Genomic DNA, 26,882 nt, shown 5'->3' with positions numbered 1-26,882 from the left:
TCAGCTGCGCGGCGCCATCATCTGGCTGCGCAGCCTTGCCCCCGCCACATGATCACGATCCCGAACAGGCCCTAGTACTAGTGCTCGCGTCCGTGCTCATGTTCGTGTTCATGCCGCGGCCGGGAGGGCTGCACGTGCGCCGAACTCCCGCACCACCGGCTCCTCCTGATACGGCTCCAGTCGCTGCCGGAAGTCCTCCAGGTACTCGGCGCCGCGGTTCGACCTGAGCCCGTCGAGCAGTTCCACCGCTTTCAGGCCCGTACTGCAGGCCTGTTCGACCTCCCGCTGCTGCACCTGCGCGGTGGCCAGCAGCACATAGCCGATCGCCCGGCGCCGCGCCCGGGACTCCGGATGCCCGGCCAGGGACTCGAGCGCGCACCGCGCGGCCGCCTCGGCCTGTCCCAGGTCCCGGTGGCAGTGCGCCAACTCGTCGGCCAGATAGGCCTCGTCGAAGTGTGCGATCCACACGGGATCGTCCCCCGACGCCGGATCGGCCGCCTCCATGGCACTGATCGCGTGCCCGGCCGCGACCTGCGCGGCGTGCGCGTCGCCCATCAGCGCGTGCCCGCGCGCCTCCGCCGCGCGGAACATGGCCTGCGCGCGGGGTGTCGCCCGGCCCCGCGCGCCCTCCTGCGCGGCACGCGCCAACTGCGCGATCTCCCGCGGGTTGCCGAGCTGTGCGGCCAGATGGCTCATGGAGGCGGCGAGGACGTATCCGCCGTAACCGCGGTCGCCGGCCGCCTGGGCCAGCCGCAGCGCCTGGATGTAGTAGCGCTGGGCGAGGCCCGGTTGCCCGGTGTCGACCGCCATGTATCCGGCGAGTTCGGTCAGCCGGGCGACCGCCGCGAACAACTCCCGCCCCACGGACTCCCGGTACGACCCCGCGAGCAGCCCCGAGACGACGCTGTTGAGGTAGTGCACGACGACCGGCCGCACATGCCCGCTGCCGTACTGGTGGTCCAGGTCCACCAGGGCCTGCGTCATCGACCGCACGGCCGCCACGTCCGACCGCCCGACCCGCGGCCCGACCGAGCGCGCCACCTGCGAGTCGGGGGCGGAGATCAGCCAGTCCCGGCTCGGCTCCACCAGGGCGGACGCGGCGACGGAGGAACCGGACAGGAAGTCCCGTCGGCCCACATCGCTGCGCCACAGCTCGCAGACCTGCTCGATGGCCCCCAGCACCGTCGGCGAGAACTGGAGACCGACGCCCGACGCGAGGTTCTTGCCGTTGGCCATGCCGATCTCGTCGATCGTGACCGTGCGGCCCAGTTTGCGTCCGAGCGCCTCCGCGATGATCGCCGGCGCCCGGCCCCGCGGCTGCTGTCCGCGGAGCCAACGGGCCACCGACGTCTTGTCGTAGCGCAGGTCGAGACCGTGTTCGGCGCCGCACAGGTTGACCCTGCGGGCGAGCCCGGCGTTGGAACACCCGGCTTCCTGAATGAGCGCCTGCAGTCGTTCGTTCGGCTGCCGCGCGACGAGAGGCCTTGCGGCCATGGCACACCCCCTGTGGCTGCGGTGCCTGCCCACGCACCGAGTTGACGTGTCTTCCGCGGCCGGAGACCCGGCATCTCCCGACATCTCCTCTCGATCAGGAGCAAAAGTTCCGGCCCTGAAGATCAATGCCCCGCCGAGGTGCCGAAGATGCGAGGCATGTGCGGATTGCCGGGGTGTCGGTTGCTGCCTGCCCCGCCCGGCTTCCCACTCCCGGCCGCGGCCGCCGGCCGGCCACCACCGGTCACCCACTCCTGGCTACCCACCCGGGACGTGGATCCTCGTGCGCGCCCCCGCAGATGCACCCATGCGCCCCGGGCACGGAGCAAGTGCTCCTCCCCCGCGCATCGACACGGGCGTAACCCCTGGTGACGGACGTAGTTGTGTTCATCGTGGAAGAGACGATCCCGGGCACCGGCGCCGGACACATCCCGAAGCAGCGCGGAGAAACCCTGCTGGAGACCGCGGTGCGTTATACCGAGGAGCGGCACTGGGACGTGCTCGCGGGAACCTGGCTGGAGGCCGTGAACGGGGTGCATCGCTGCTCGTGCGGCGTCGCGGACTGCCCGGCACCCGGCGCACACCCGGCGCGCTCGGACTGGGCGGCCCAGGCGACCGGCAGTGCGAGCACCGTTCGCCGCATGTGGCAGATGTGGCCGACGGCCTCGATCCTGCTGCCCACCGGCCAGGCCTTCGACACGATCTCCGTCCCCGAGACGGCCGGGTTCCTGGCACTGGCCCGGATGGAGCGGATGGAACTGATGCTCGGCCCGGTGACCCTGAGCCCGGCCGGACGCATGGAGTTCTTCGTGCTCCCCGGCGCCTCGACGAAGGTGCCGGGCCTGATCCGCTCCCTGGGCTGGTCGCTGTCCCCGCTCGATCTGAGCGTGCGGGGCGAGGGGGCGTACGTGGCGGCGCCGCCCACGCGGTTCGGCTCCAGGGGTGCCGTGCAGTGGGCCAGCAGGCCGACCCCGGCGAACCGCTGGCTGCCGGACGCGGCGGAACTGATCTCCCCCCTCGCCTACGCCTGCGGCCGCGACCGCCAGGACCGCCGTGACCGGCAGGACCAGCAGGCCCGGCAGGCCCGGTAGGTCCGGTAGACCCGGCAGGTCCTACGGGAGCGCCGGGGCGCAGGGCCGGCGGGGACCGCGGGGATGCCCCGGTCGGTGCGGTGCGGTGCGCGGTCGATCGGGCGGTGGGTGTCCGGGCGGTCCGGCCCCTGCGGAGCACCCTCCCCCGTAGGGTGCTCGTATGACGGAGGGAGCAGGGGTGGTTTCATCCGCCGTACGTGTACAGGGGCTCTGGAAGCGGTTCGGTCAGCAGATCGCGGTGGCCGGGATCGATCTGGAGCTGCCCGCCGGCAGGTTCATCGGGCTCGTCGGGCCGAACGGAGCGGGGAAGACCACCACGCTGTCGATGGTGACCGGGCTGCTGCGGCCCGATCAGGGCACCGTCGAGGTCGTGGGACACGACGTGTGGCGCGACCCGGTCGAGGTCAAGTCACGGATCGGGGTGCTGCCGGAGGGACTGCGGCTGTTCGAGCGGCTGTCGGGGCGTGAACTGCTCGCCTACTCCGGCCGGTTGCGCGGCCTGCCCGGAGCCGAGGTCGACAAGCGCGCCACCCAGCTGCTCGACGTCCTCGACCTGGCCGGGGCCCAGCACAAGCTGGTCGTCGACTACTCGACCGGTATGCGCAAGAAGATCGGCCTCGCCACCGCGCTCCTGCACAACCCCGAAGTGCTGTTCCTGGACGAGCCGTTCGAGGGGGTCGACCCGGTCTCCGCGCAGATCATCCGGGGCGTCCTGGAGCGGTACACCGCGTCCGGCGCCACGGTCGTGTTCTCCTCCCACGTCATGGAACTCGTCGAGTCGCTGTGCGACTGGGTCGCGGTGATGGCCGCGGGCCGGATCCGTGCCCACGGACCGCTCGCCGAGGTGCGCGGGGACGCGCCCTCGCTCCAGACGGCGTTCCTGGAACTCGTCGGTGCGCACGGCCGCGACACCGGCTCCGAGCTCGACTGGCTGGGCGGCGGATCCCGGTGAGCGTCCCCGTCCCCGCTTCCGCGACCGTCCCCTCCCCCGCGGCCGCCTCCGCTCCCGCGCTCACCCCGGTCTTCGTCCGGCTGAAACTGTCCCTGCTGCGCAACGGACTGCGGCAGTCCGGTGGGCGCAGGGCCGCGTACATCGCCTCGGCCGTCGTCGCCCTGCTGTTCGCCGCGCTCCAGCTCGTCGGCCTCGTCGTGCTGCGCCGCGTCGACCACGCCGAGTCGCTGGTCGTGCTGCTGGTGGCGGTCCTGGCGCTGGGCTGGGCGGTGATGCCGCTGTTCTTCCCCAGCGGTGACGAGACGCTCGACCCGACCCGGCTGGTGATGCTGCCGCTGCGCCCCCGGCCACTGGTGCGGGCCCTGCTCGTCGCCTCGCTGGTCGGCATCGGACCGCTGTTCACGCTGTGCATGCTCGTCGGGTCGGTGATCGCCGTCGCGCACGGCGGGGCGGCGTTCGCCGTTGCCGTCCTCGCCGTCCCGCTGGCGCTGCTGGTGTGCGTGGCGCTGGCCCGCGCGGTCGCCACCGCCAACGTACGGCTGCTGACCAGCCGCAGGGGGCGCGACCTCGCGGTGCTCAGCGGACTCCTGATCGCGGTCGGGGCGCAACTGGTCAACTTCGGTGCGCAACGGCTCGGTTCCTCCGGTCTTCAGCAGCTCGAACCGGCGGCGGACGTGGTGCGGTGGATCCCTCCGGCGTCCGCGATCGGCGCGGTGCACTCGGTGGGCGAGGGTGCGTACGGGACCGCCGTCGCCCAGTTCGCCCTGAGCGTCGGGGCGCTGGTGGCTCTGCTCGCGCTGTGGTCGCGGTCGCTGACCCTGTTGATGACCTCGCCCGACGGTTCCACCCTGCAGAGCGGCGAGGCGGCCGTGCGCGACCGCGCCTCGACCGGGCTCGCCCGGCTGCTGCCCGCGGGACGCACCGGCACGGTCATGGAGCGCAGCCTCCGCTACGTCTGGCGCGACCCCAAGACCAAGGCGGCGTGGGTGACCTCGCTGGCCATCGGGCTGATCGTGCCGGTGTTCAACGCCTGGCAGGGCACCGGATCGGTCTACTTCGCCTGCTTCGCCGCCGGGATGCTCGGCATCATGATGTACAACCAGTTCGGGCAGGACACGTCGGCGTTCTGGATGGTCGCGATGACGATCGCCGGCCCCCGGGACGCCTACGTCGAACTCCGTGCCCGTGCCCTGGCCCTGCTGCTGATCACACTGCCCTACGCCACGCTCGTGACCGTCCTGACCACCGCGATGCTCGGCGACTGGCCCCGGCTGCCGGAGGCCCTGGGGATGTCCTTCGCCCTGCTGGGCGCGATGCTCGCGACCGGTGCGTGGACGTCGGCGTGCTTCCCGTACTCCATTCCGCAGGAGGGCTACAAGAACGTCGCGCCGGGGCAGACCGGGCTCGCCTGGATCTCGATCTTCGGCGGCATGGTGGCGGCGGCCGTGCTGTGCGCACCGGTCATCGCGCTCACGATCTGGCTGAACGTGAGCGCGGGCGGCGAGGGCCTGACGTGGCTGCTGCTGCCGGTGGGCACGGTGTACGGCGCCGCCGTCGGTCTGCTCGGTCTCCGGCTCGCCGCCCCGCGCACGGCCCGCCGCCTCCCGGAGATCCTCACCGCGGTCAGCAAGGGCTGAGAGCCCCGGACAAGCGGTACGGGCGGCCGGGCTCAGCCGGTGCGGAGGGCGTCCAGGAACGGCTCGATCGCGGTCCGCCAGGCCTCCGGCTGGTCGTAGTGGACCAGGTGGCCGGCGTCGGCCACCTCCGCGTACCGGCCGCGGGGCAGGACGCGAACCATCTCCTGGGCCTCCGCGCGCCCCAGTTCTCCGTCGAGGCCGCGGACCACCAGGGTGGGGCACCGCACCTGGGCCAGCTCCTCCCAGTGCGCGTTGTAGACCCAGGTCTCGCGGGAGCGGAGCATCTGGTCCGGGTCGAAGACCGGCCGCCACCCGTCGGGGGACTCGGCCATCACCTCGGCGTAGAACTCACCGCGGGCCGGGTTCGGCCGCTCCACCCAGGGGTCGTCCTCACCGAACCACTTGCGTACGTCGGCGAGCGTGGCGAACGGGAGGGGCCAGGCCTTGAACCACTGGGCCCACTCGCGCTGCGAGGCGGCCCCGAGCGCGGAGGCCCGCATGTCGCAGATGATCACCCCGCGCACCAGGTCCGGCCGCTTGGCGGCCAGCTGCCAGGCGGTCAGCGCGCCCATCGCGTGGCCGATGAGGACGGTCGGGCCGAGGCCCAGCTGCTCCAGGGCGGCCTCGGTGTCGTCGACATAGGCGTCCCGGGTGAACGAGGCCTGCGCGGGCTTGTCGCTGCGGCCGTGGCCGCGCTGGTCGAGGGCGACGGCCCGGTACCGCTCGGAGAGCCAGCGGGCGGTGGACGCCCAGTGCGAGGCCCGTCCCATGAGCCCGTGCAATAACAGCACGCTCGTGTTCCCGGCGGTGTGCTCCGCCGGGTCGCCGCCGGTCTTGGGGGGATCGCCGAACTCCCAGGCGGCGAGCCGTACGCCGTCCGCCCCCGTCACGTCGATACGTCGCGCCATCGTGTTGGCACCCCCAAGCTCGCTGCCTGCCGTGCTGCTTGCCCTGCCTGCTGTTGCCGCCCCGCACAGGTTATCGAATGCGCTTTCGAGAAGCGCGTTCCCGCCGCCAACACCCCTCGATCGAGTGACACCCCTCGAGGATTGATCGTCGCGGCCGAGGGGAGATCTTCAGCGGGAGGCGAACCGCTCGGGGAGACCGGTTCGAGGGGAATGACCCTGGGAGCTCGGGGCTCCGGGTCAGCACCGGGGAGGACAGGCCCCGGCGCCGCACGGCGCCGGGGCCCTTCGCTTGCTCACGGCACATCCTCCGCCCCTCCCCGGCCGGGCGACATCATGCCGGGCCCGGCCAAGAGCCCCTCGCGTCATATGCCTCACGCGACAGCCTCGCACGTGAACCCGGCGAGCGCTGCCCTTCGGCACACTGAATCCCGGATTCGGCGCGATCACACCGAACCCCCAACTCCCTCCCGGGCCGGACGAGTTGGGGTTCAAGCCGGTGATGCGGCGACACGGCGAGAGGCCCCGGGCCCTAGGGCTTGGCGACGAACACGTGGGAGGCGACATCCCTCTCCAGCTCGGCCGCCTCGCCGCCGCTGCCCACCAGCACACCGCCCGCCGACTCCGTCACACTGACCACCGAACCGGGCTGCACGCCCGCGCGGCGCAGCGTGTACATCAGCTGCGCGTCCGTCTGGATCGGCTCGCCGATCCGGCGCACCACGACCGTCTTGCCCTCGACCCCCGGGTCGAGATCGGCCAGGGACACCATGCCCTCGTCCAGGAACGGGACGGCGCCGTCCTTCTCGCCCAGCTCCTCCAGGCCCGGGATCGGGTTGCCGTAGGGCGACTCGGTCGGGTGCCGCAGCAGCTCCAGCACGCGACGCTCGACGGCCTCGCTCATCACGTGTTCCCAGCGGCAGGCCTCGGCGTGCACCTGCTCCCACTCCAGGCCGATCACGTCGACGAGCAGACACTCGGCGAGGCGGTGCTTGCGCATCACCCGGGTGGCCAGCCGACGGCCCTCGTCCGTCAGCTCCAGATGCCGGTCGCTGGCGACGGACACCAGGCCGTCACGCTCCATCCGGGCCACCGTCTGGCTGACCGTCGGCCCGCTCTGGTCGAGCCGCTCGGCGATCCGGGCGCGCATGGGGACCACGCCTTCCTCCTCCAGCTCGAGGATGGTGCGGAGATACATCTCCGTGGTGTCGATCAGTCCGGACATACGTGCCCCTCGATGAGATCTGCGATTGGCTCTGCCGGAGGCTGGACGGCTCACCGGCGCATGCGCTGGCCCTGGACTCAATTCTGACCCATCGCGCCGACAACCGGGGCATGCCGTGAAAACGCCGGGCGTTCGCCGGGTGCTGCGGGCTGCCACGCGGTCTGCCCGTCCCCTGCCGCCATGTTGACACGGCGCTGGTCCGGACCGCACGGTGATCCGCAGCAGCCCACCTGAAGGGATGGACCTCCATGAGCGACCGCACGCCGGCCGACCGGTTCCTCGACGCCGCGATCGACCTGCTGCGCCGGGTCCGCGACGAGGAGGCCGACTCCGTGGCGGCCGCGGGCACCCTGCTCGCGGACACGGTCGCGGACGGCGGACGCCTCTTCGCCTTCGGTTCCGGCCACTCCTCGCTCGCCGCGCAGGACATCGTCTACCGCGCGGGCGGACTCGCCCTGATGAATTTGCTCGCCGTCCCGGGGGCCGTCGGCGTCGACGTGATGCCGGCCACCCTCGGTTCCGCCCTCGAACGCGTCGACGGCCTCGCGAGCGCCGTGCTCGACGCGTCACCGGCCCGCGAGGGCGACGCCCTGGTGATCGTCTCCCTGTCCGGGCGCAACGCGCTCCCGGTGGAGATGGCCGTGAACGCCCGCGCCCTGGGTATGAAGGTCATCGGCGTGACCTCGGTGGCGTACGCGGCGGAGACGACGTCCCGGCACGTGTCGGGGACGTATCTGAAGGACCACTGCGACCTCGTCCTGGATTCCAAGATCGCGGTCGGCGACGCGGAACTCACCCTGGACAACGTCCCCGCGCCCTTCGCCCCCGCCTCCACGGTCGTCACCACGGCCCTGCTCCAGGCGGTCGTGGCCCATGCCGCCGCGACCCTGGCCGACCGGGGCGTCGAGCCCCCGCTCCTGCGCTCGGGCAACGTCGACGGGGGCCACGACTGGAACGGCCGCGTCATGGACCGGTACGCCGACCGGATCTTCTACCGTCGCTGAGACCCCGCTGTCACTCCGGGCGCCCGGTGGCTCCCGCCAGATCCAGGGCCGTGGCGATGCGTGCGGCCACGTCCTCCGCGTACATCGCGTCGGAGCGTTCGAACGCGTTCCGGCCCGGGCCGCGCAGAAACGTCACGGCGCCCAGTGTCCGGCCACGGCTGCGCAGCACCGTGCACAGGGCGTGTGCCGCGTCCGCCGGCCACTGCCGGGACACCGCCCACACACGCGCCTCCTCCGCCGGCACCGCCCTCGCGTCGGCCCGCACCGAGCCGGCCCGCTCCACGCACTGCAGCGCCGGATGCCCCTCGCGGTACCGCACCGGCAGACCCGCCCGCCCGGCCAGTCTGCTCGGCCCCGGCGCCCCGGAGGGGGTGGCCGCGATCCGCACCAGCCGGACCCGCCCGGCGCTCTCCCCCCCGTCCGCCGCCCCGTCGGACCCCCGGTCGGCCACCCGGTCGATCAGCGCGTGGTCGGCGAATCCGGCCAGCGCGAAGTCCAGGTGGACGGTGACCGCCTCCGCCGGGTCCTCGCACTCGGCCGCCGCCCGCGCCGCCCGGTGCAGCTGCTGCCCGCGGAACCGCAGCAGCGACGCCTCCTGCTCGCCCTGCCGGGACTCGGTCACGTCCTGGAACAGCCAGCCCACGCCGAGCGGCACCGGCTCCTCCGCCAACGGCGACGACAGCCGCACGAATCCGCACCGCCAGCACCGCCGCCGCTCGCCCTCCGGCTCCCGCACGCTCACCCAGATGTCGGCGGGCGCGGGCGGGGCGCCCTCAGCCAGCACATGGGCGAGCGCGCTCTCCAGCTCCTCCACACCCTGCGACAGCAGCTCCCCGAGCGGCCGTCCCAGCACGGACCCGCGTCCCGTGCCGAGCGCGCGGGCCGCTTGCGGGTTCACCACGGCGGGCCGCAGATCGGCGTCGACGAGCACGACGCCCCAGCTCGCGTCCTCCAGCAGCGCCTCGCTCAGCGCGATCGACCGTTCCAGGTCGATCTGCGCGTGCACCTCGCTGAACGCGCAGTACACGCCCGCCGGCTTCCCGTCCGGCCCGCGCACGGCCGCGGACTGCGTCCGCACCAGCACCCGGCCGCCGTCCTTCGTCAGCAGTGCGAACTCGTGCACCTGCCGGCCCGGCGCGCCCATGGCCGACATCAGCCGCGCCTCCACCTCCGCGGCGTCGGCGCCGCGCACCGCCCACCCGGCGAACCCCTGGCGGCCCACCGCCTCGGCCGCGGTCCAGCCGAGGACGCGCTCCGCCTCCCGGTTCCAGTGCGTCACCACCCCGTCCGCGTCGAGGGCGCACAGGGCGGCATCCATGCCGTCCAACAACGCGGCCAGCAGATCGGCCCCGGCCGGGCTCTCCCGCCCGGGCTCGTCGGGCCCCAGTTCGTCGGTGGCCCCACTACGCCGGGAAGCACTCACCTGGACCCCCTGCAGGCTGTGTCCGCACGTACGGCACATCGGTCGGCTCACTTGCAATCATTCAACTTGAACGTGACCCAACGCACATCGGATTCCCGCAACATCGAGGAATCGTTGAGGGAATCGTTGCACTGCCCCGGCATCACCGCGGCCGGCCGTGCCGCAGCGTCGCGGCGCTGCGGCACGGCCGGCCCGGTTCGGCGTCCGCACGCGCGGGCGGCAGGGGGCGTCACCCCTCCGGGAAATGGGACCAGAAGTGGTCCACGATGTCGTCGAGGTAGCGCCGCCCCTGCTCGCCGGAGGTGTTGGCGCCGCCGCCCCTGCTGAGGGTGGCCGCCATGAGGGACTGGTACTCGGTGTGCATGGCGCGCAGCGGGTCCTGCAGCTCGCGGCGCTCCATCGAGAGAAGGCGGGCGATGTCGCGGATGTGGGCCTGCCAGCGGGTGGAGACGGCCTCGGCGAGCAGCCGGGTGAGTTCCGCCTCCCCGCCGGTGATGGCGACGAAGTCCCTCGGGGGGAGCTTGAGGAGGGCGCCCAGTTTGGCCGACTGCCGTCGGTCGCCGGCCCATTGGCCGGTTTCCTCCATGCGGAGGTAGTCGTGAAGTCTCAGGCTGGTGACGCGGGCGACGTCCTCGGGGGCGAACCCGCTGGCGATCCGGTGTTCCCGCAGGGTGCGGGGAGCACCCATGAGGTCGCTCGGGGAGCACCACAGTGCGCCGGCCAGAGCGGTGAGTTCGGTGGCGGTGGGCAGGGCGACACCGCGCTCCCACGCGGTGATGTGGTCGGGGGTGACGTGGGTCAAACCGTAGGAGGCGCGCATGCCGTAGGCGACGTGGCCGGGGGCCATCCCGACCTTCCCGCGCAAGGTCCGGGCGGCGCGCGCGTTGAAGGGGAGCGGTGAGTTCACGCACCGAGAGTAGGCAGTGACCCACCGTGAAAACCATGCCCTCCTGTCGCCTGCCTCCCGTTATGACGGGAAGGTCGCCGCAAATTCTGTAGGAACCGACGGGAGGCCGACTAGGGAATCAACTCCTCTTTTCCTCGAAGGTCTTGAGGAAATCGTTCAGGTTCGTAGAATCCGCTGGCGGCCTGCCGCAGGTGTGTCCGAATTTTGGCATTTCGATGTTTCGGTGTTTTGAGCGTTCTCGAGGTTCTCGGGTTCTCGGGGTTCCGAAATGTCGACGCCGCACGCGCCCGGCGGCTGCCGTGACGCTTCCCCGCACCTGCTCGCCCAGGAGACCCACTCATGCAGACCCTCACGACCGACCCGGTCGACCCGGCGCCCGCCAGAGCCCGCGGCCCGCTCGACCGGTTCTTCCGGATCAGTGAACGCGGCTCGACCTACGCCAGGGAGATACGCGGCGGTTTCGCCACGTTCTTCACGATGGCCTACATCCTGGTGCTGAACCCCATCATCCTGGGCAGTGCCGAGGACAAGTTCGGCCACACCCTGAGCGCCACCCAGCTGGCGACCGCCACCACCCTGGTGGCCGCCGTGATGACCGTGATCATGGGTGTGGCCGGCAATCTGCCGCTCGCCCTGGCCGCGGGTCTGGGTCTCAACGCCGTCGTCGCCTTCCAGATCGCGCCCCTGATGGCCTGGGAAGACGCGATGGGCCTGGTCGTGCTCGAGGGCCTGCTGATCTGCGTCCTGGTGCTGACCGGTCTGCGCGAGGCCGTCATGCACGCCATCCCGCAGCCGCTCAAGCAGGCGATCAGCGTCGGCATCGGCATGTTCATCGCCTTCATCGGCTTCGTGGACTCCGGGTTCGTGACCCGCATCCCGGACGCCGCGAACACCACCGTGCCCGTCCAGCTCGGCACCGGCGCCCTCACCGGCTGGCCCATGCTCGTGTTCTGCCTCGGTGTGCTGCTGACGTTCGTCCTCATGGCCCGCAAGGTGCGGGGCGCCATCCTCATCAGCATCCTGGCGATGACGGTGTTCGCCGTCGTCGTCAACGAGTTCGCCGACGTCAAGAGCTGGGGCCTCACCGCCCCCGAGCTGCCCGGCAACCCCGTCGCCGCGCCCGACTTCGGGCTCCTGGGGCAGTTCGACCTGCTCGGCGCGTTCGGTCAGATCGGCGTGCTCACCATCGTCCTGCTGATCTTCACGCTCATCCTGTCCGACTTCTTCGACACGATGGGCACCGTCGTCGGCGTCACCGCCGAGGCCGGGCTGCTCGACGAGCGCGGGCAGGTCCCCGGTCTGGGCCGGGTCCTGTTCATCGACAGTGCGGCGGCCGTCGCGGGCGGTGCCTCCTCGTCCTCGTCCGCCACCACCTACATCGAGTCCGCCGCCGGTGTCGGCGAGGGTGCCCGGACCGGCTTCGCCAACCTCGTCACCGGCGGTCTGTTCGCTCTCGCCCTCTTCTTCACCCCGCTGCTCACCATCGTGCCGATGCAGGCCGCGGCCCCCGCCCTGATCGCGGTGGGCTTCCTGATGATGACGCAGGTCAGGCACATCGACTGGGACCGCTTCGAGCTCGCCGTCCCCGCCTTCCTGACCGTCGTGGTCATGCCGTTCACCTACTCCATCAGCAACGGCATCGGCGCCGGCTTCATCTCCTACGTGGTCATCAAGGCCTGCCTGGGCAAGGGCCGCGAGGTGCACTGGCTGCTGTGGAGCACCGCGGGGCTCTTCCTCGTCTACTTCGCCATCGACCCGCTGAAGCAGCTGCTCGGCGTCTGACGGCACCGGCCCGCCACCGGTGCTCCGGAATCACCGGAATCACCGGAAAAAAAGTGGTTGCTCCGGAGGGAATCGCTTCTTAGGCTGGCGGTACTTCGGAGAGGAGGTGGTTCGGCAGATGTGTGAATACCGGACGGAAGAGGTGGCTGCGGGCCAGTAGCCCGTCGCCGTACTCGGTTCGGCGCCGGACCGGCGTGTGCGAGATACACGCAACCGGCCCAACCCAACGCAGTCGCCCGACCCGCGAGTCGCCGGTACGTCCGGCCGGCCCCTCCTTCGGAGGGCCAGACTCGCGGGTCGTCTGCTTTTTCGGGGTCCCGGGATCCCGGGACCCCGGGTCTCCGGGGTCGCAGGACTCTCGCGGTCAGCGGGCGAGGTCCTCGTAGCCCTCGATCTCGTGCAGGCCGCGGCTGCCGGGGCCGATGTAGTGGGCGGAGGGGCGGACCAGGCGGCCGGTGCGCTTCTGTTCCAGGATGTGGGCCGACCAGCCCGCGGTGCGGGCGCAGGTGAACATCGAGGTGAACATGTGGGCCGGGACCTCGGCGAAGTCGAGGACGATGGCGGCCCAGAACTCGACGTTGGTGGCCAGGACGCGGTCGGGACGGCGGGCGTGGAGTTCGGCCAGAGCGGCCTTCTCCAGGGCCTCGGCGACCTCGAATCGCGGGGCCCCCAGGTCGCGCGCGGTGCGGCGCAGGACACGGGCGCGCGGGTCCTCGGCGCGGTAGACGCGGTGGCCGAAGCCCATGAGGCGTTCGCCCCTGTCGAGTGCCTGCTTCACATACGCCTCGGCGTCGCCCGTGCGCTCGATCTCCTCGATCATGCCGAGGACCCGTGAGGGGGCTCCGCCGTGCAGCGGTCCCGACATGGCGCCGACGGCGCCCGAGAGGGCCGCGGCCACGTCCGCGCCGGTGGAGGCGATGACGCGGGCGGTGAAGGTGGAGGCGTTCATGCCGTGTTCGGCGGCCGAGGTCCAGTACGCGTCGACGGCGGCGACGTGCTTGGGGTCGGGTTCACCGCGCCAGCGGATCATGAAGCGTTCGACGATGGAGTGCGCCTTGTCGATCTCACGCTGCGGGACCATGGGCCGGCCCTGGCCGCGCGCGGACTGGGCGACGTAGGAGAGAGCCATGACGGCGGCGCGGGCGAGGTCCTCACGGGCCTGCTCGGCGTCGATGTCGAGGAGCGGTTTCAGGCCCCAGACGGGGGCCAGCATGGCGAGCGCGGACTGGACGTCGACGCGGACGTCACCGGAGTGGACGGGGATCGGGAACGGCTCGGCGGGCGGCAGGCCGGGGTTGAAGGCGCCGTCGACGAGCAGCCCCCAGACGTTCCCGAAGGAGACGTGCCCGACCAGATCCTCGATGTCGACGCCCCGGTACCGGAGAGCACCGCCCTCCTTGTCCGGTTCGGCGATCTCCGTCTCGAACGCGACGACTCCTTCGAGCCCGGGTACGAAGTCGGACATCAGGCGGCTCCTCGTGGTGTGGGCGACGGATGACGGTGTCGTGGGGGTGGGGTGGCCTCGTGCGGGCCGGTCGACGGGGACGGGGGACGTGCCCGTCGGATCCGCGGTCCTCTGCGAGGACTCGCGGTCCGGGACGCCACCGGTCACCCCTGTGATGCCCGGTGAGCGGGCACCCAACCGGATCAGTACCAGCACGATATCCCTGAGTGCCATTCTTGGGGAGGGTTCACGGCACCCGGTGCCACGCAAGGCCGTGGAACACCGGGTCCCCGCGGGATCCGCGGATACGGCAGGATGACGGCGTGACCGACCGAGACCCCGTCCCCCTCGCTCTCGCCTCGATGCGCAAGCAGTACCGGGCCGAGGGGCTTTCCGAGACCGATCTGGCCGCCACCCCCGTCGAGCAGTTCGCGCGCTGGTTCAAGCAGGCCGCGACGGACGGCGGGCTGTTCGAACCGAACGCCATGGTGGTCTCCACGGCGGACGCGCAGGGCCGGCCCAGTTCCCGCACGGTACTGCTGAAGCACTTCGACGAGCAGGGGTTCGTGTTCTACACGAACTACGACTCCCGCAAGGGGCGCGAGCTGACCGGGAACCCGTACGTCTCGCTGCTGTTCCCGTGGCATCCGATGGCCCGGCAGGTCATCGTCACCGGAGTCGCGCTGCGCACCGGCCGGGACGAGACGGCCGCCTACTTCCGCACCCGGCCGCACGGCTCACAGCTGGGCGCCTGGGCGAGCGGCCAGTCCTCGGTGATCGCGAGCCGTACGGAGCTGGACACGGCGTACGCGGAGCTCGCGGCCCGGTATCCGGAAGGCGAGCAGGTGCCGGTGCCGCCGCACTGGGGCGGTTTCCGGGTGGCCCCGCAGGCGGTGGAGTTCTGGCAGGGCCGGGAGAACCGCCTGCACGACCGCCTGCGGTACGTGGCCCAGGCGGACGGGGGCTGGAGGGTGGAGCGGCTCAGCCCGTGAGGGCTTCCCCGCCTCAGTCCAGCGCCCCCTCAAGGAGAGCCGCCCACTGCCCCACCACCCGTTCGCGGCGGGCCGCGTCGTCGGTGAGGAGGTTGGCCAGGCCCAGGCCGCGGGCCATGTCGAGGAGGCCCTGGACGGTCTCGCGGACGCCGGGACGGGACTCGTCGGCGCCCAGGAGGTCGACGGCGATGCGGTGGGACTCCCGGCCGACACGTGCCTCCAGTTCGGTCACGCGCGGGCGCAGCTGCTCCTCGTCGGAGGCGGCGACCCACAGGTGGAGGGCGGCACGGAACAGGGGCCCGGTGTAGAGGTCGACCAGGGCGGTGACCACCGCGCGACGGTCACCGGCGGCCGCTCCCTCGGGGAAGAGCGCGCGCAGCGCGGTGGAGCGTTCCTCGGCGACGTACTCGACGGCGGCCGTGAACAGGTCCTCGCGGGTCGGGAAGTGGTGCTGGGCCGCCCCTCGGGAGACACCGGCGCGCTCGGCGACGACGAGGACCGTGGAGCCCGCCCAGCCGTGTTCGGCGAGACAGGCCACGGCCGCCTCCAGGAGGCGCTGCCGGGTGGCCCGGCTGCGGTCCTGCTTGGGGACGCGTTCGGCGCGGTCGGCCGCCGCGCTCACACCACCCATTCCGGATCCCGTCGTTCGAGGAAGGCCGTCATCCCCTCGCGCGCGTGGGCGGAGGCGAAGAGGCGGGCCGAGAGCGCCGTCAGGTGGGCGGCGTCCCGGTCGAAGGTCTCCAGCACCCTAGCCGTGAGCAGCCGTTTCGTCTCGGCCAGGGCCTCGGGGGCGGATCTGCGCAGGCCGTCGAGGAGGGGCGCGAGCGTCTCGTCCACGTCGTCACCGACGGCGGTGAGCAGTCCGGTGCGGGCGGCTTCCGCCGTGTCGAGGCGTTCGCCGGTGAGGTAGTAGCGGGCCAGCGCGCGCGGGTCGGTGCGGGGCAGCAGCGGCAGGGAGATGACGGCGGGGGCGACCCCGATGCGGACCTCGGTGAAGGCGAAGGTCGCCGTGTGGGAGGCGACGGCGATGTCGCAGGCGGCGAGCAGGCCGAGACCGCCCGCGCGGACGTGCCCGGTGACCCGCGCGACGACCGGTTTGGGCAGCTCGACGATCTGCCGCAGCAGGCCCACCAGGGCCTCGGGAGGAGGGGGGTCGCGCAGGTCGGCGCCCGCGCTGAAGGTGTTGCCGGTGTGGGTGAGGACCACCGCGCGGACGCCGCTGTCCCGGCCGGCGTCGGTCAGCGCCCCGGCCAGTTCCCCGACGAGGGCGGCGGACAGGGCGTTGCGGCGCTCCGGGGCGTCGAGGGAGAGCGTTTCGACGCCCCGCACCCGTGTGCGGCCGATCAGGGTCACGAGGGCTCCTCGTGCGCCGCGCGGAGTTCACGACGCAGGATCTTTCCGGAGGCGGCGCGGGGGACGGCGTCGAGGAAGGTGACGTGCCGGACCCGCTTGTACGGGGCGACGCGCCGGTGGAACCGGTCCGCCTGCTCGTACATGAGGGTGGTGCCGTCGGTGAGTGCCGCGGTGCTCCCGAACTCGGCGGCGCGCGCGAGCACCGCGTCATGGATGGGGAGTTCCACGGGTGGGACGTCCGCGTACTCGCTGCGGAACACGGTTCCTCCAGGACGGCCGAGAAGCCGAGCGGGCCCAGGGCCTGTCCGGCGGATCAGGTAGCAGGAAAGCAACGGCGCCTCATCAGCACGTGTGAGCGGGGGCGATGGGGGTGCCCCCGCTCGAGCAAAGCCGAGAGTGGGGGAGCGTCCAGCTGCAAGGCGGAGGAGGGCGTCGACGCGATGGGGGTCCCCCTGCTCGAAGAGCTTGGGGGAGGGCGTGCCGGACCCCGCGTCTGCGGCATGATCCGCCGGACAGGCCCTAGTACGACTTGGGAAGGCCCAGGGTCTGGTGGGAGACGTAGTTGAGAATCATCTCCCGGCTCACCGGGGCGATACGGGACACGCGTGCGGCGGTTATCAGCGAGGCGAGTCCGTACTCGCGCGTGAGACCGTTCCCGCCGAGGGTGTGCACGGCCTGGTCGACGGCCTTCACACAGGCCTCGGCGGCCGCGTACTTGGCCATGTTGGCGGCCTCGCCCGCGCCCGTGTCGTCACCTGCGTCGTAGAGGTGGGCGGCCTTCTGCGTCATCAGGCGGGCCAGTTCGAGTTCGATGTGCGCCTGCGCGAGGGGGTGCGCGATGGCCTGGTGGGAGCCGATGGGCGCGTTCCAGACGGTGCGCTCACGCGCGTACTCGACGGCGCGGGAGAGCGCGTGGCGGCCCATGCCGATCGCGAAGGCGGCGGTCATGACGCGTTCGGGGTTGAGCCCGGCGAAGAGCTGGAGCAGCCCGGCGTCCTCATCACCCACGAGGGCGTCGGCGGGCAGCCGTACGTCGTCGAGGACCAGCTCGAACTGCTTCTCCACGGCGTTGAGTTCCATGTCGATGGGGCGCCGCTGGAAGCCCGCGGTGTCGCGGGGGACGATGAACAGGCAGGGCTTGAGTTTTCCCGTGCGGGCGTCCTCGGTGCGGCCGACGATCAGGGTGGCGTCGGCGATGTCGACGCCGGAGACGAACACCTTGCGGCCGGTGAGGAGCCAGCCGACGCCGTCCTTGCGTGCCGTCGTGGTGATGCGGTGGCTGTTGGACCCGGCGTCGGGTTCGGTGATGCCGAAGGCCATCAGGCGGCTGCCGTCGGCCAGGGCGGGCAGCCACTCCCGTTTCTGGGCCTCGGTGCCGAAGCGGGAGATGACGGTGCCGCAGATGGCCGGGGAGACGATCATCATCAGCAGGGGATTGCCGGCGGCGCCCATCTCCTCCAGGACGAGGGAGAGTTCGGTGATGCCGCCGCCACCACCGCCGTACGCCTCCGGCAGGTTGACACCGATGTAGCCGAGCTTGGCGGCCTCCTGCCAGAACGGGCGGTTGTCGGCGCCGGGGGTGCGGGGGTGGTTCTTCGCGAACGAAGCGACGGCTGCGCGCAGCGCCTTGTGCTCTTCCGGTTCGATGTGAGTGGTCACTCGGGCCTCCGGGCTGCGGGTGATCGGTGGCTGGGCGCGCAGTTCCCCGCGCCCCTAGGTGGGTTGCACTACCGCCAACAACATGCCGGGCTCCACCTGCTGTCCCGGGGCGGCGTGGAGGGTGCTCAGTGTTCCTGTGACCGGGGCTGTGATCCTGTGTTGCATCTTCATCGCCTCCAGCCAGAGGAGGGGCTGTCCGGCCTCCACCGCGGCTCCCTCGGTCAGGCCGTCGGCGACGCGGACGACCGTGCCCGGCATGGGGGCGAGGAGGGAGCCGGGGGCGTGCTCGTCGGTGGGGTCGGGGAAGCGGGGCAGGGCGGTGAGGGCGGTGGCGCCCACGTACACGCGGTCGCCGTAGCGGCTGACCTCGTAGCGGCGCCGCACGCCGTCCACGTCCAGGATCACGAGCTCCGCGTCGGCGTGTACGACCGGCACCCCGTCGGCCGCGAGGCCGTCGCGCGTGTGCCGGTAGCGGACCTCGTGTTCCTCGCCCGCCATCGCGTACCGCTTGACCTGCGGCTGTGAGGGCAGGTTGCGCCAGCCGCCGAAGCGGGAGCGGCCGTGGGCGTCGGCGAGGGCGGCGGCGAGCGGGGCGTACGGGTCGGGGGCGGGGACGGTCAGCTCGGTCAGGTGGCGGTCGTAGAAGCCGGTGTCCATCCGGCCTCCGGCGAACTCCTCGTGCCGCAGGGAGCGGACGAGCAGGTCCCGGTTGGTGACGGGGCCGTGGATCACCGCGCGGTCCAGGGCGGAGGCCAGCTTGCGGATCGCCTCCGCGCGGGTGGGGGCGTGGGCGACGACCTTGGCGAGCAGGGGGTCGTAGTGGACGCCGATGTCGTCGCCGTCGGTGTGACCGGTGTCCAGGCGGATGCCGTCGGGGACGGCGAGGCGGTGCAGACGGCCGGTCTGCGGGGCCCAGTCGTGGGCGGGGTCCTCGGCGTAGAGGCGGGCCTCGACGGCGTGACCGTGCGCGTGTGGCGGGTCCTTCTCGAGCGGGTGCCCCTCGGCGACGCGGATCTGCTCGGCCACGAGATCGACGCCGAACACGGCCTCCGTCACCGGGTGTTCGACCTGGAGGCGGGTGTTCATCTCCAGGAAGTGCGCCCTGCCGTCCGCGACGAGGAACTCGACGGTTCCGGCGCCGACGTAACTGACGGCGCGGGCGGCGCGTACGGCGAGGGTGTGCAGTTCGCCGGTGAGCCGCGCGGACAGCCCGGGTGCCGGGGCCTCCTCGATCACCTTCTGGTGGCGGCGCTGGAGGGAGCAGTCCCGGGTGCCCAGCGCCCACACCGTGCCGTGGGTGTCGGCGAGCACCTGCACCTCGACGTGCCGTCCGCCCCGCACGTACGGCTCGACGAACACCTCACCGTCGCCGAAGGCGCTCGCCGCCTCCGCGCGGGCGGCGGCCGACTCGGCGTCCAGGTCGGCGAGGCGCCGCACGACGCGCATCCCGCGTCCGCCGCCGCCCGCCGCCGCCTTCACCAGGACCGGCAGGTCCGCCTCGGTGACGTCCCGCAGGGGTTCGATCCCCATCAGTTCCTTGGCGCGCGTCTTGGACGCCATCGCCTCGATGGCCTCCGGGGGCGGCCCGATCCACACCAGCCCGGCGTCCTGGACGGCCCGCGCGAAGCCGGCGTTCTCGGAGAGGAAGCCGTAACCGGGGTGCACGGCGTCCGCGCCGGCCGCGAGGGCCGCCTTCACGATCAGGTCGCCACGGAGGTAGGTGTCGGCGGGCGCCGCACCCGGCAGGCGCACCGCCGTGTCGGCCACGCGTGCGTGGAGGGCGTTCTCGTCGGCGTCCGAGTGCACGGCGACCGTCCGGATCCCGAGCTCACGGCAGGTGCGGACGACACGGCAGGCGATCTCGCCCCGGTTCGCCACCAGTACGGAATTGATCGAGGTGATCGAGGTGAACACAGCCCCTCACATCCGGAAGACGCCGAAGCCACCGCGCACGCCCTCGTAGGGCGCGGTGTGGACGGCCGACAGGCACAGGCCGAGGACGGTGCGGGTGTCGCGCGGGTCGATGACGCCGTCGTCGTACAGCCGCCCGGACAGGAACATGGGCAGCGACTCGGACTCGATCTGCTGCTCCACCATGGCGCGCAGCGCCGCGTCCGCCTCGTCGTCGTAGGGCCGGCCCTTCGCCGCCGCCGACTGCCGGGCGACGATGGACAGCACGCCGGCGAGCTGCTGCGGGCCCATGACGGCGGACTTGGCGCTGGGCCAGGCGAACAGGAAGCGCGGGTCGTACGCCCTGCCGCACATGCCGTAGTGCCCGGCGCCGTAGGAGGCGCCCATGAGGACGGACAGGTGGGGGACGCGGGAGTTGCCGACCGCGTTGATCATCATGGCGCCGTGCTTGATGATGCCGCCCTGCTCGTACTCCTTGCCGACCATGTAGCCGGTGGTGTTGTGCAGGAAGAGCAGGGGGATGTCGCGCTGGTTGGCGAGCTGGATGAACTGGGCGGCCTTCTGCGACTCCTCGCTGAAGAGGACCCCCCGGGCGTTGGTGAGGATGCCGACGGGATAGCCGTGCAGGGTGGCCCAGCCGGTGGTGAGGCTGGTGCCGTAGAGCGGTTTGAACTCGTCGAAGTCGGAGCCGTCGACGATCCGTGCGACGACCTCGCGCGGGTCGAAGGGGATCCTCAGGTCGCCCGGGACGATGCCGAGCAGTTCTTCCTGGTCGTACTCGGGCGGCGCGGCCGGTCCCGGATCGGGGTACGCCTTGCGGTGGTTGAGGCGGGCCACGACCCGGCGGGCCTGCCGCAGGGCGTCCGGCTCGTCGACGGCGAAGTGGTCGGCGAGACCCGACACGCGCGCGTGCATCTCGGCGCCGCCCAACGACTCGTCGTCGCTCTCCTCGCCGGTGGCCATCTTCACCAGCGGCGGACCGCCGAGGAACACCTTCGCCCGCTCCTTGACCATGATCACGTGATCGGACATACCGGGGACGTACGCGCCGCCGGCGGTGGAGTTGCCGAAGACGACCGCGACGGTCGGGATGCCCGCCGCCGAGAGCCGGGTCAGGTCCCGGAAGACGGCGCCCCCGGGGATGAAGATCTCCTTCTGGGAGGGCAGGTCGGCGCCGCCGGACTCCACCAGGCTGATCACGGGCAGCCGGTTGGCGAGCGCGATGTCGTTGGCGCGCAGGGCCTTCTTCAGCGACCAGGGGTTGCTGGCACCGCCCCGTACGGTCGGGTCGTTGGCGGTGATCAGGCACTCCACGCCCTCGACGACGCCGATGCCGGTGACCAGGGAGGCGCCGATGGTGTGGTCGCTCCCCCAGGCCGCCAGCGGGGACAGCTCCAGGAAGGGCGTGTCGGGGTCGAGGAGCAGTTCGATGCGCTCACGGGCGAGCAGTTTGCCGCGTCTTTGGTGCCGCTCGACGTACTTCTCCCCGCCGCCCGCGAGGGCCTTGGCGTGCTCGGTGTCGAGTTCGGCGAGCTTGGCGAGCATGGCCTCGCGGTGGGCCCGGTACTCCGGGTCGGCCGTGTCCAGGGCGGATTCGAGGACCGTCACAGCAGGGCCTCCGGGATGTCGAGGTGCCGGGAGCGCAGCCATTCGCCGAGCGCCTTGGCCTGCGGATCGAAGCGGGCCTGCGCGGCGACGCCCTCGCCGAGGATGCCCTCGACGAGGAAGTTCAGGGCGCGCAGGCGGGGCAGGACGTGCCGGGTGACGGGCAGCTCGCGGGCCTCGGGGATCAGCTCCCGGAACCGCTCGACGGTCAGCTCGTGCGCGAGCCACCGCCAGGCGTCGTCGCCGCGGACGTCCGGGACCCACACCCCGACGTTGGCGTTCCCGCCCTTGTCGCCGCTGCGGGCCCCGGCGATCAGGCCGAGGGGGGCGCGGCGGGTCGGTCCGGGTGCCGGGGGTTTTGGCAGCTCCGGCTCCGGCACCTCAGCGAGTACGGCGGTGTCCTGGGGCGGCTCCACAGTGATCCGGCGCCCGTCGTGGAGGACGGCCACATGGTGGACCCCACCATGGGGGACGTACACATCCTCGAACACCCCGTACGGAGCGCCCTTCCCCGGTGGCGTCACCACATGGAATCCGGGGTAACTGGCCAGCGCCAGCTCGATGGCGGCCCCGCTCAGCGCCCGCCCGACCGCCTCCTGTCCGGGGTCCCGCACGACGAGCCGCAGCAGGGCGCTCGCGGTCTCCTGCGTGTCCGCGTCGGGCCGGTCGGTACGCACCAGCTCCCACCGCACCTCGGCGGGCGGCGACTTGGCGAGCGCACCGGCCATCTGCTCCCGTACGAGAGCCGCCTTGGCCTCGATGTCGAGCCCGGTGAGGACGAACACGACCTCGTTGCGGAAGCCGCCGAGCCGGCTCCGTCCGACCTTGAGCGTGGGCGGCGGCGCCTCCCCTTCGGCGCCTTCGACGCGTACCCGGTCGGGGCCGTCCTGGCTGAGCCGTACGGTGTCCAGCCGGGCGGTGACGTCGGGCCCGGCGTACCGGGCGCCGCCCGTCTCGTAGAGCAGCTGCGCGGTGACGGTGCCGACGTCGACGAAGCCGCCGGTGCCGGGGTGCTTGGTGATGACGCAGGAACCGTCCTCGTGCAGCTCGGCGAGGGGGAAGCCGGGCCGCAGCAAGTCACCGGGCGGCCGCTCGCCGAAGAAGGCGTGGTTGCCGCCGGTGGCCTGGGCCCCGCACTCCAGCACGTGCCCGGCGACGACGGCTCCCGCGAGCCGGTCGTACTCCGTCGGCGCCCAGCCGAAGTGGGCGGCGGCCGGCCCGGTGACCAGGGCCGCGTCGGTGACCCGCCCGGTGACCACGATGTCGGCGCCCTCGCGCAGACAGGCCGCGACGCCGAAGCCGCCGAGGTAGGCGTGCGCGGCCAGCGCGCCCGGGTGGGCGGCGGTGAGGTCGTCGCCCTCCACGTGCGCGACGCGCACCGGGACGCCGAGCCGCCCGGCCAGCCCCCGTACGGCGTCCGCGAGGCCGGCCGGGTGGAGCCCGCCGGCGTTGGTGACGATCCTGACGCCGCGCTCGTGGGCGAGGCCGAGGCAGTCCTCCAGTTGCCGCAGGAAGGTGCGGGCGTACCCGGCGGAGGGGTCCTTGAGCCGGTCGCGGGCCAGGATCAGCATGGTCAGCTCGGCGAGGTAGTCGCCGGTGAGGACGTCGAGCTCACCGCCGGTGAGCATCTCGCGCAGGGCGTCGAAGCGGTCGCCGTAGAAGCCGGAGAAGTTCCCGATGCGCAGGGTCGTCGCCGTCACCGCGCGGTGTCCCCCTTCGGCTCCCGGCCACCTCCGGGCGGCCCGGCGAAGGCCTGGGCGATGTCCAGCCAGCGGTCGGCGTCGGGGCCGTCGGCGATGAGGGCGAGATCGGCGCGGTGGGCGCGCTGGGTGACCAGGAGGCAGAAGTCGAGCGCGGGGCCGGTGACGCGGTCCGTGGCGTCCTCGGGACCGTACGTCCACAGTCCGCCCGAGGGGGCGGGGAGTTCGACGCGGAACTGCTCGAACGGCGCGGGCAGTCCGTGCGCCCCGAAGGCGAAGTCGCGGGTGCGGACACCGAGTCGCACCACATGCCGGAGCCGGTCGGTGGGTGGCCGCACCACACCCAGCGCGTCCGCCACGTCCAGTCCGTGGGCCCAGGTCTCCATGAGTCGGGCGGTGGCCATGGAGGCCGTGGACATGGGAGGGCCGTACCAGGGGAAACGCGCCCCCGCGGGTGCCGCCCGCAGGGCGTTCTCGAGGGCCTCGCGTCCGGCCCGCCAGTCCGCGAGCAGCCGGGCGGGCGGCAGGCCGGCCCCCTCCCGCGCGGCGTTGTCCACGAAGTCCCCGGGCTCGGTCAGCGCCTTCTCGACCTCGCGGGCGAAGGCGCCCCGGTCGGTCACGGCGAGCAGCGAGGAGCGGTCGGTCCAGGCGAGGTGCGTGATCTGATGGGCGACGGTCCAGCCCGCGGCGGGCGTCGGAAGCGCCCACTGCTCGGGGCTCAGCCCGGCCACCAGCCGGTCGACCTCCTCGCTCTCCTCACGCAGATCGTCGATCACGGGCGTCGGATCGGACACGGTGCGCTCCCCTCGGGGCCCGGGCACGGCGGCGTGCGGCGTGGTCGCGGTGAGCATGACAGGGATATCAGAAACAATCAAGCACGCTTGCATGATTTCGTGCGGGGTACACGGCCGCCCCCAGGTCCCTCCTGCGAACGCTCCGAGCCCCTTGGACGCCCTCGGTCCTCAGTCCGCTCGCCAGACCGTCACGTCCGCAGTGACGAAGCCGAGCTCCGGCAGGGCGGTCGACTTCGTCTGGATGACGAGCAGTCCGACGTTGCCGTCGCCGTCCTTGACGCAGATCTCGGTGCCCGCCGCAGCGGCGGCCAGCGAGAGGAGACGGGCGTCCTGGCTGGCAGTCAGCATGCGGCACGTCTCGTACGTACCGTCACCCGGATCTCCGTACACCCCGGTGAACACGCTGGTGTCGCTCTCCAGCTCGCAGCCGACCTCCGAGCAGCCGAAGCGGATGTCCCCCTTGCGGTCCTCGCGCAGGTCGCCGCTGCCAATGCTGAGGGAGTTCTCGGCGGTCAGCAACTGCCCGGGGTAGGCATGGGCCCGCGGCGTCCCGGCACCGCCCGCGGGGCCGTCGACCTCCATGTCCGACGCGGCCGACGAGGTGGCCTCCGGTCCGGTCGACGATGCGGCCTCCCCCGTCGGCGCCGACCCGGACGACGGCTTCCCGGACGCCGACGACCGTCCCGCCGCCGGGCCGGGTGTCCCGGACGCCGACGCGGCCGTGTCCCGGTCGCGGTCGCGGTCTCCCTCCATCGCGTTCACGGCCGTCCACACCGCCGTGAGCAGCAGCCCGACCGCGGCCAGGACGGCGGCCGGGATCAGGGCGGCGCGTCTCCTGCGGCGCTTCCGCTCGTCCGGCCCGGTCGGCCCCTGCGGACCGGTCGGCCACGGCGGGACGGCCGGCCACGGCGCGGCGGCGGGCCCCAGCGGGACGGCCGACGGTTGCGGGGCGCCCAACGGCCACGTGTACGCCGCGGTGGGAGCCGGGAACTCCGGAGCCGGCGGCGGAACCGTCACTTCCGGCCCCGCGATCTCCCGCCAGACGGCCGGCCCCGCACCCGCGTCGGCGTCCTGTCCCAGTTCCCGTCGGCACCACTCGACGATCTCCGCCGGTGTGACCCGCTCCCCCGGATCGGCGGCCAGGCACCGGGCGATCAGCCCGCGGAGCCGCTCGGGCAGCCCGGACAGGTCGGGTTCGGAGTGCACGATCCGGTACAGCACGCTGACCGCGGGGCCGTCCCCGTAGAGCGGCTCGCCCAACGCCGCGAACGCGGCCGCCTGGCCGAGCGCGAAGACGTCGGTCGCCGCCGTGACGTCCCCCGCGACGGCCTGCTCGGGAGCCATGTACTGGGGCGTGCCGACGGTGGCGCCCGTGGCGGTGTGCGCAGTGCCGTCGGCGGCGAGCGAGATGCCGAAGTCGATGACCCGCGGTCCGTCGGAGGCCAGCAGCACGTTCGACGGCTTGAGGTCCCGGTGCACGATCCCCGCACCGTGGATGGCCTGCAACGCCTCGGCGACCCCCGCCATCAGCCACAGCACCGCCGGCACCGGCAGCGGTCCGCGCCGGGTGACGGCCTCGGTCAGGGAGGGGCCGGGCACGTACAGCGTGGCCAGCCAGGGCGGTGCGCCGTCCGGGTCGGCGTCGATCAGTTCGGCGGTGTACGCGCCCTTCACCTTCCGGGCCGCCTTGATCTCCCGGCCGAAACGCTGCCGGAAGGCGGGGTCGTCGGCCAGTTCCGACCGTACGACCTTGACGGCCACCGGCCGGCCTCCCCGGGTGTGCGACAGGTAGACCCGGCCCATGCCGCCCGCGCCGAGCCGGGCGGCGAGACGGTAACCGGCCACCGCGCGTGGATCGTCGTCCCGCAGAGGCTGGAAGACCTCGGCCGTGTGGTTCATCGGTTTCCTCCCCGTGATCCCGATGAGTTGATCGGATCCGCAGCCTATGCGCTGCCGGTGACCGTCGGCCCGGCCGGGACCGTCGCAGGCTCCGGGGGAGGTCCGGGAGCCTCTAGTAGGGCTTGGTTATCTTGGGTGAATAGCGGTGTGTCGTCTCTCGGAGGTGAGGGCCATGACACCGCAGGAGCTCACGGAGGCCCAGCAGCGGCTGGAGGATTTCACCGCCGAGGTGTTCGGCTCGTTCGGCCGGACCGACCAGCGGCGGTGGGGCGAGCGGTATGTCCGCGGGCTGCTGGGGGCGGGGCGGCGCAAGTCGATGGAGCCGATGGCCGCCCGGCTGGGGGTGGACCGGCAGGGCCTGCAGCAGTTCCTGGCCGACTCCCCGTGGTCGCACCAGATGGTGCTGGCCGAACTGGCCTGGAGGATGGAGCCGGCCGTCCGCCCGGCCGCCTGGGTGATCGACGACGTGTCCTTCCCCAAGGACGGGCACGCCTCCCCGGGGGTGGCCGCTCAGTACTGCGGGGCGCTGGGCAAGACCGCCAACTGCCAGGTCGCCCCGAGCGTGCACCTGGTCACCGACGCCGCCTCCTGCCCGGTCAACTGGCGGTTGTTCCTACCCGAGGAGTGGGACCCGACGCGGGCCGACGAGCCCGACCAGGCCGCCCGGCGGCGACTGCGGGCCCGCATCCCCGACGACGTCGGGCACGTGCCGAAGTGGCAGCTGGCCGTCGACATGGTCGACGAGCTGCGCTGCTGGGGGCTGGACCCGCCGCTGGTCGTGGCCGACGAGGGCTACGGCCAGGACGGCGCCTTCCGCCTGGCGTTGGAGGAGCGCGGCATCCCCTACGTGGTGGGGGTGCGCTCGGACACCGCGGTGCTGTGTGAGGCCGCGACGCGCACCGCCCCGGCCTGGTCGGGCACCGGCCGCAAGCCCGTCCCGTGCTACCGCGACAAGCCCACCGGGGTAAGGGAGTTGGTCTTGGGCGGTGGATGCGGCGCGCTGCACCGGGTGACCTGGCGGCAGGGCTCCAAGGGCCCCTTGCGCTCGCGGTTCGCCGCGCTGCGGGTGCGCCCGGCGGGCCGGCGGATCCGGCAGGCCCACCCGGGC

22 protein-coding genes are annotated in these 26,882 nt (G+C 72.6%); 7 read left to right on the top strand and 15 right to left on the bottom strand.

All coding sequences use genetic code 11. The annotated features are described in order from the left end of the window. Window positions 1–108: 108 nt before the first annotated feature. Window positions 109–1,494 carry a transcriptional regulator gene (locus tag JL475_RS33090; protein ID WP_202281892.1) on the bottom strand — a complete coding sequence of 462 codons (1,386 nt, stop codon included), beginning with the start codon at window positions 1,492–1,494 and terminating at the stop codon, window positions 109–111. Window positions 1,495–1,874: 380 nt separating this feature from the next. Between JL475_RS33090 and JL475_RS33085 the strand changes: the two genes are divergently transcribed. The 3 genes from JL475_RS33085 to JL475_RS33075 all read left to right on the top strand — a co-directional run bounded on the left by JL475_RS33085 (window position 1,875) and on the right by JL475_RS33075 (window position 5,171). Further along, entirely contained in the window at window positions 1,875–2,582 is a 708-nt protein-coding gene (locus tag JL475_RS33085; protein WP_202281896.1) for a bifunctional DNA primase/polymerase, read from the top strand. A gap of 160 nt (window positions 2,583–2,742) precedes the next feature. Then, complete coding sequence (locus tag JL475_RS33080; RefSeq protein WP_202281891.1) at window positions 2,743–3,534, top strand: ABC transporter ATP-binding protein; 792 nt, start codon at window positions 2,743–2,745, stop codon at window positions 3,532–3,534. Continuing rightward, complete coding sequence (locus tag JL475_RS33075; protein WP_307825233.1) at window positions 3,531–5,171, top strand: transporter; 1,641 nt, start codon at window positions 3,531–3,533, stop codon at window positions 5,169–5,171. Before JL475_RS33080 ends, JL475_RS33075 begins: the two co-directional genes overlap by 4 nt. Before the next feature lie 32 nt (window positions 5,172–5,203). Here the strand turns inward: JL475_RS33075 and JL475_RS33070 are convergent, their stop codons facing one another. Then, the gene (locus JL475_RS33070; protein WP_202281890.1) at window positions 5,204–6,079 is read right to left on the bottom strand and encodes an alpha/beta fold hydrolase; all 876 of its coding nucleotides are present in this window, start codon (window positions 6,077–6,079) and stop codon (window positions 5,204–5,206) included. Between the two features lie 529 nt (window positions 6,080–6,608). Then, the gene (locus JL475_RS33065; RefSeq protein ID WP_202281889.1) at window positions 6,609–7,301 is read right to left on the bottom strand and encodes a metal-dependent transcriptional regulator; all 693 of its coding nucleotides are present in this window, start codon (window positions 7,299–7,301) and stop codon (window positions 6,609–6,611) included. A 248-nt stretch (window positions 7,302–7,549) separates the two neighbouring features. On the opposite strand from JL475_RS33065, the gene JL475_RS33060 reads away from it, so the two are divergent. Continuing rightward, the gene (locus JL475_RS33060; RefSeq protein ID WP_202281888.1) at window positions 7,550–8,305 is read left to right on the top strand and encodes an SIS domain-containing protein; all 756 of its coding nucleotides are present in this window, start codon (window positions 7,550–7,552) and stop codon (window positions 8,303–8,305) included. A 10-nt stretch (window positions 8,306–8,315) separates the two neighbouring features. Here the strand turns inward: JL475_RS33060 and JL475_RS33055 are convergent, their stop codons facing one another. Beyond that, window positions 8,316–9,767, bottom strand: a complete 1,452-nt coding sequence (locus JL475_RS33055; protein WP_202281894.1) for a PAS domain-containing protein — start codon at window positions 9,765–9,767, stop codon at window positions 8,316–8,318. 190 nt (window positions 9,768–9,957) lie between these two features. Next, a complete protein-coding gene (locus JL475_RS33050) occupies window positions 9,958–10,635 on the bottom strand; it encodes a helix-turn-helix transcriptional regulator (protein ID WP_202281887.1) in 678 nt (225 codons plus the stop codon). A 339-nt stretch (window positions 10,636–10,974) separates the two neighbouring features. On the opposite strand from JL475_RS33050, the gene JL475_RS33045 reads away from it, so the two are divergent. Beyond that, the gene (locus JL475_RS33045) at window positions 10,975–12,417 is read left to right on the top strand and encodes an NCS2 family permease (protein WP_202281886.1); all 1,443 of its coding nucleotides are present in this window, start codon (window positions 10,975–10,977) and stop codon (window positions 12,415–12,417) included. Window positions 12,418–12,781: 364 nt separating this feature from the next. Here the strand turns inward: JL475_RS33045 and JL475_RS33040 are convergent, their stop codons facing one another. Then, window positions 12,782–13,882 carry a citrate synthase 2 gene (locus JL475_RS33040; RefSeq protein WP_202281885.1) on the bottom strand — a complete coding sequence of 367 codons (1,101 nt, stop codon included), beginning with the start codon at window positions 13,880–13,882 and terminating at the stop codon, window positions 12,782–12,784. Between the two features lie 341 nt (window positions 13,883–14,223). Here JL475_RS33040 and pdxH point away from each other — a divergent pair, with 341 nt between their 5' ends. Continuing rightward, window positions 14,224–14,853 (top strand): pyridoxamine 5'-phosphate oxidase, encoded by a 630-nt coding sequence (pdxH, locus tag JL475_RS33035; protein ID WP_237409001.1) that lies wholly within the window; start codon window positions 14,224–14,226, stop codon window positions 14,851–14,853. Window positions 14,854–14,866: 13 nt separating this feature from the next. Here the strand turns inward: pdxH and JL475_RS33030 are convergent, their stop codons facing one another. From JL475_RS33030 to JL475_RS32990, 9 genes are all read right to left on the bottom strand, one after another. After that, entirely contained in the window at window positions 14,867–15,484 is a 618-nt protein-coding gene (locus tag JL475_RS33030) for a TetR/AcrR family transcriptional regulator (RefSeq protein ID WP_202281883.1), read from the bottom strand. Next, window positions 15,472–16,206, bottom strand: a complete 735-nt coding sequence (locus tag JL475_RS33025) for an enoyl-CoA hydratase family protein (RefSeq protein WP_202281882.1) — start codon at window positions 16,204–16,206, stop codon at window positions 15,472–15,474. Before JL475_RS33025 ends, JL475_RS33030 begins: the two co-directional genes overlap by 13 nt. Beyond that, on the bottom strand, window positions 16,203–16,466 hold the full coding sequence (locus JL475_RS41555) for a hypothetical protein (protein WP_202281897.1): 264 nt from the start codon (window positions 16,464–16,466) through the stop codon (window positions 16,203–16,205). Before JL475_RS41555 ends, JL475_RS33025 begins: the two co-directional genes overlap by 4 nt. A gap of 259 nt (window positions 16,467–16,725) precedes the next feature. Continuing rightward, on the bottom strand, window positions 16,726–17,865 hold the full coding sequence (locus tag JL475_RS33015) for an acyl-CoA dehydrogenase family protein (protein ID WP_202281881.1): 1,140 nt from the start codon (window positions 17,863–17,865) through the stop codon (window positions 16,726–16,728). Between the two features lie 54 nt (window positions 17,866–17,919). Next, window positions 17,920–19,779 carry a biotin carboxylase N-terminal domain-containing protein gene (locus JL475_RS33010; RefSeq protein WP_307825232.1) on the bottom strand — a complete coding sequence of 620 codons (1,860 nt, stop codon included), beginning with the start codon at window positions 19,777–19,779 and terminating at the stop codon, window positions 17,920–17,922. Between the two features lie 6 nt (window positions 19,780–19,785). Continuing rightward, window positions 19,786–21,384 (bottom strand): acyl-CoA carboxylase subunit beta, encoded by a 1,599-nt coding sequence (locus JL475_RS33005; protein WP_202281880.1) that lies wholly within the window; start codon window positions 21,382–21,384, stop codon window positions 19,786–19,788. Beyond that, complete coding sequence (locus JL475_RS33000) at window positions 21,381–23,081, bottom strand: acyclic terpene utilization AtuA family protein (protein WP_202281879.1); 1,701 nt, start codon at window positions 23,079–23,081, stop codon at window positions 21,381–21,383. The genes JL475_RS33005 and JL475_RS33000 overlap by 4 nt, the downstream gene beginning before the upstream one ends. Further along, window positions 23,078–23,875 (bottom strand): TIGR03084 family metal-binding protein, encoded by a 798-nt coding sequence (locus tag JL475_RS32995; protein WP_202281878.1) that lies wholly within the window; start codon window positions 23,873–23,875, stop codon window positions 23,078–23,080. The genes JL475_RS33000 and JL475_RS32995 overlap by 4 nt, the downstream gene beginning before the upstream one ends. Window positions 23,876–24,043: 168 nt before the next feature. Beyond that, a complete protein-coding gene (locus JL475_RS32990) occupies window positions 24,044–25,774 on the bottom strand; it encodes a serine/threonine-protein kinase (RefSeq protein WP_202281877.1) in 1,731 nt (576 codons plus the stop codon). 172 nt (window positions 25,775–25,946) lie between these two features. Between JL475_RS32990 and JL475_RS32985 the strand changes: the two genes are divergently transcribed. Further along, on the top strand, window positions 25,947–26,882 hold a 936-nt coding region (locus JL475_RS32985), incomplete at its 3' end, for an IS701 family transposase (protein ID WP_202281876.1).

This window comes from Streptomyces sp. M2CJ-2 (assembly GCF_016757295.1).
In the GTDB taxonomy this organism is placed as follows: Bacteria; Actinomycetota; Actinomycetes; order Streptomycetales; family Streptomycetaceae; genus Streptomyces.
Note: the sequence above shows the minus strand (reverse complement) of the source record. Positions and strands in the feature narration are given on the sequence as shown.

Excerpts from the sequence above, each read along its gene's own strand:
- JL475_RS33090 (WP_202281892.1), bottom strand. The coding sequence starts at position 1,494 with ATGGCCGCAAGGCCTCTCGTCGCGCGGCAGCCGAACGAACGACTGCAG.
- JL475_RS33040 (WP_202281885.1), bottom strand. The coding sequence starts at position 13,882 with ATGTCCGACTTCGTACCCGGGCTCGAAGGAGTCGTCGCGTTCGAGACG.
- JL475_RS33070 (WP_202281890.1), bottom strand. The coding sequence starts at position 6,079 with ATGGCGCGACGTATCGACGTGACGGGGGCGGACGGCGTACGGCTCGCC.
- JL475_RS33055 (WP_202281894.1), bottom strand. The coding sequence starts at position 9,767 with ATGTGCCGTACGTGCGGACACAGCCTGCAGGGGGTCCAGGTGAGTGCT.
- JL475_RS33060 (WP_202281888.1), top strand. The coding sequence starts at position 7,550 with ATGAGCGACCGCACGCCGGCCGACCGGTTCCTCGACGCCGCGATCGAC.
- JL475_RS32990 (WP_202281877.1), bottom strand. The coding sequence starts at position 25,774 with ATGAACCACACGGCCGAGGTCTTCCAGCCTCTGCGGGACGACGATCCA.
- JL475_RS33065 (WP_202281889.1), bottom strand. The coding sequence starts at position 7,301 with ATGTCCGGACTGATCGACACCACGGAGATGTATCTCCGCACCATCCTC.
- JL475_RS33030 (WP_202281883.1), bottom strand. The coding sequence starts at position 15,484 with ATGGGTGGTGTGAGCGCGGCGGCCGACCGCGCCGAACGCGTCCCCAAG.
- JL475_RS33045 (WP_202281886.1), top strand. The coding sequence starts at position 10,975 with ATGCAGACCCTCACGACCGACCCGGTCGACCCGGCGCCCGCCAGAGCC.
- JL475_RS33080 (WP_202281891.1), top strand. The coding sequence starts at position 2,743 with ATGACGGAGGGAGCAGGGGTGGTTTCATCCGCCGTACGTGTACAGGGG.
- pdxH (WP_237409001.1), top strand. The coding sequence starts at position 14,224 with ATGCGCAAGCAGTACCGGGCCGAGGGGCTTTCCGAGACCGATCTGGCC.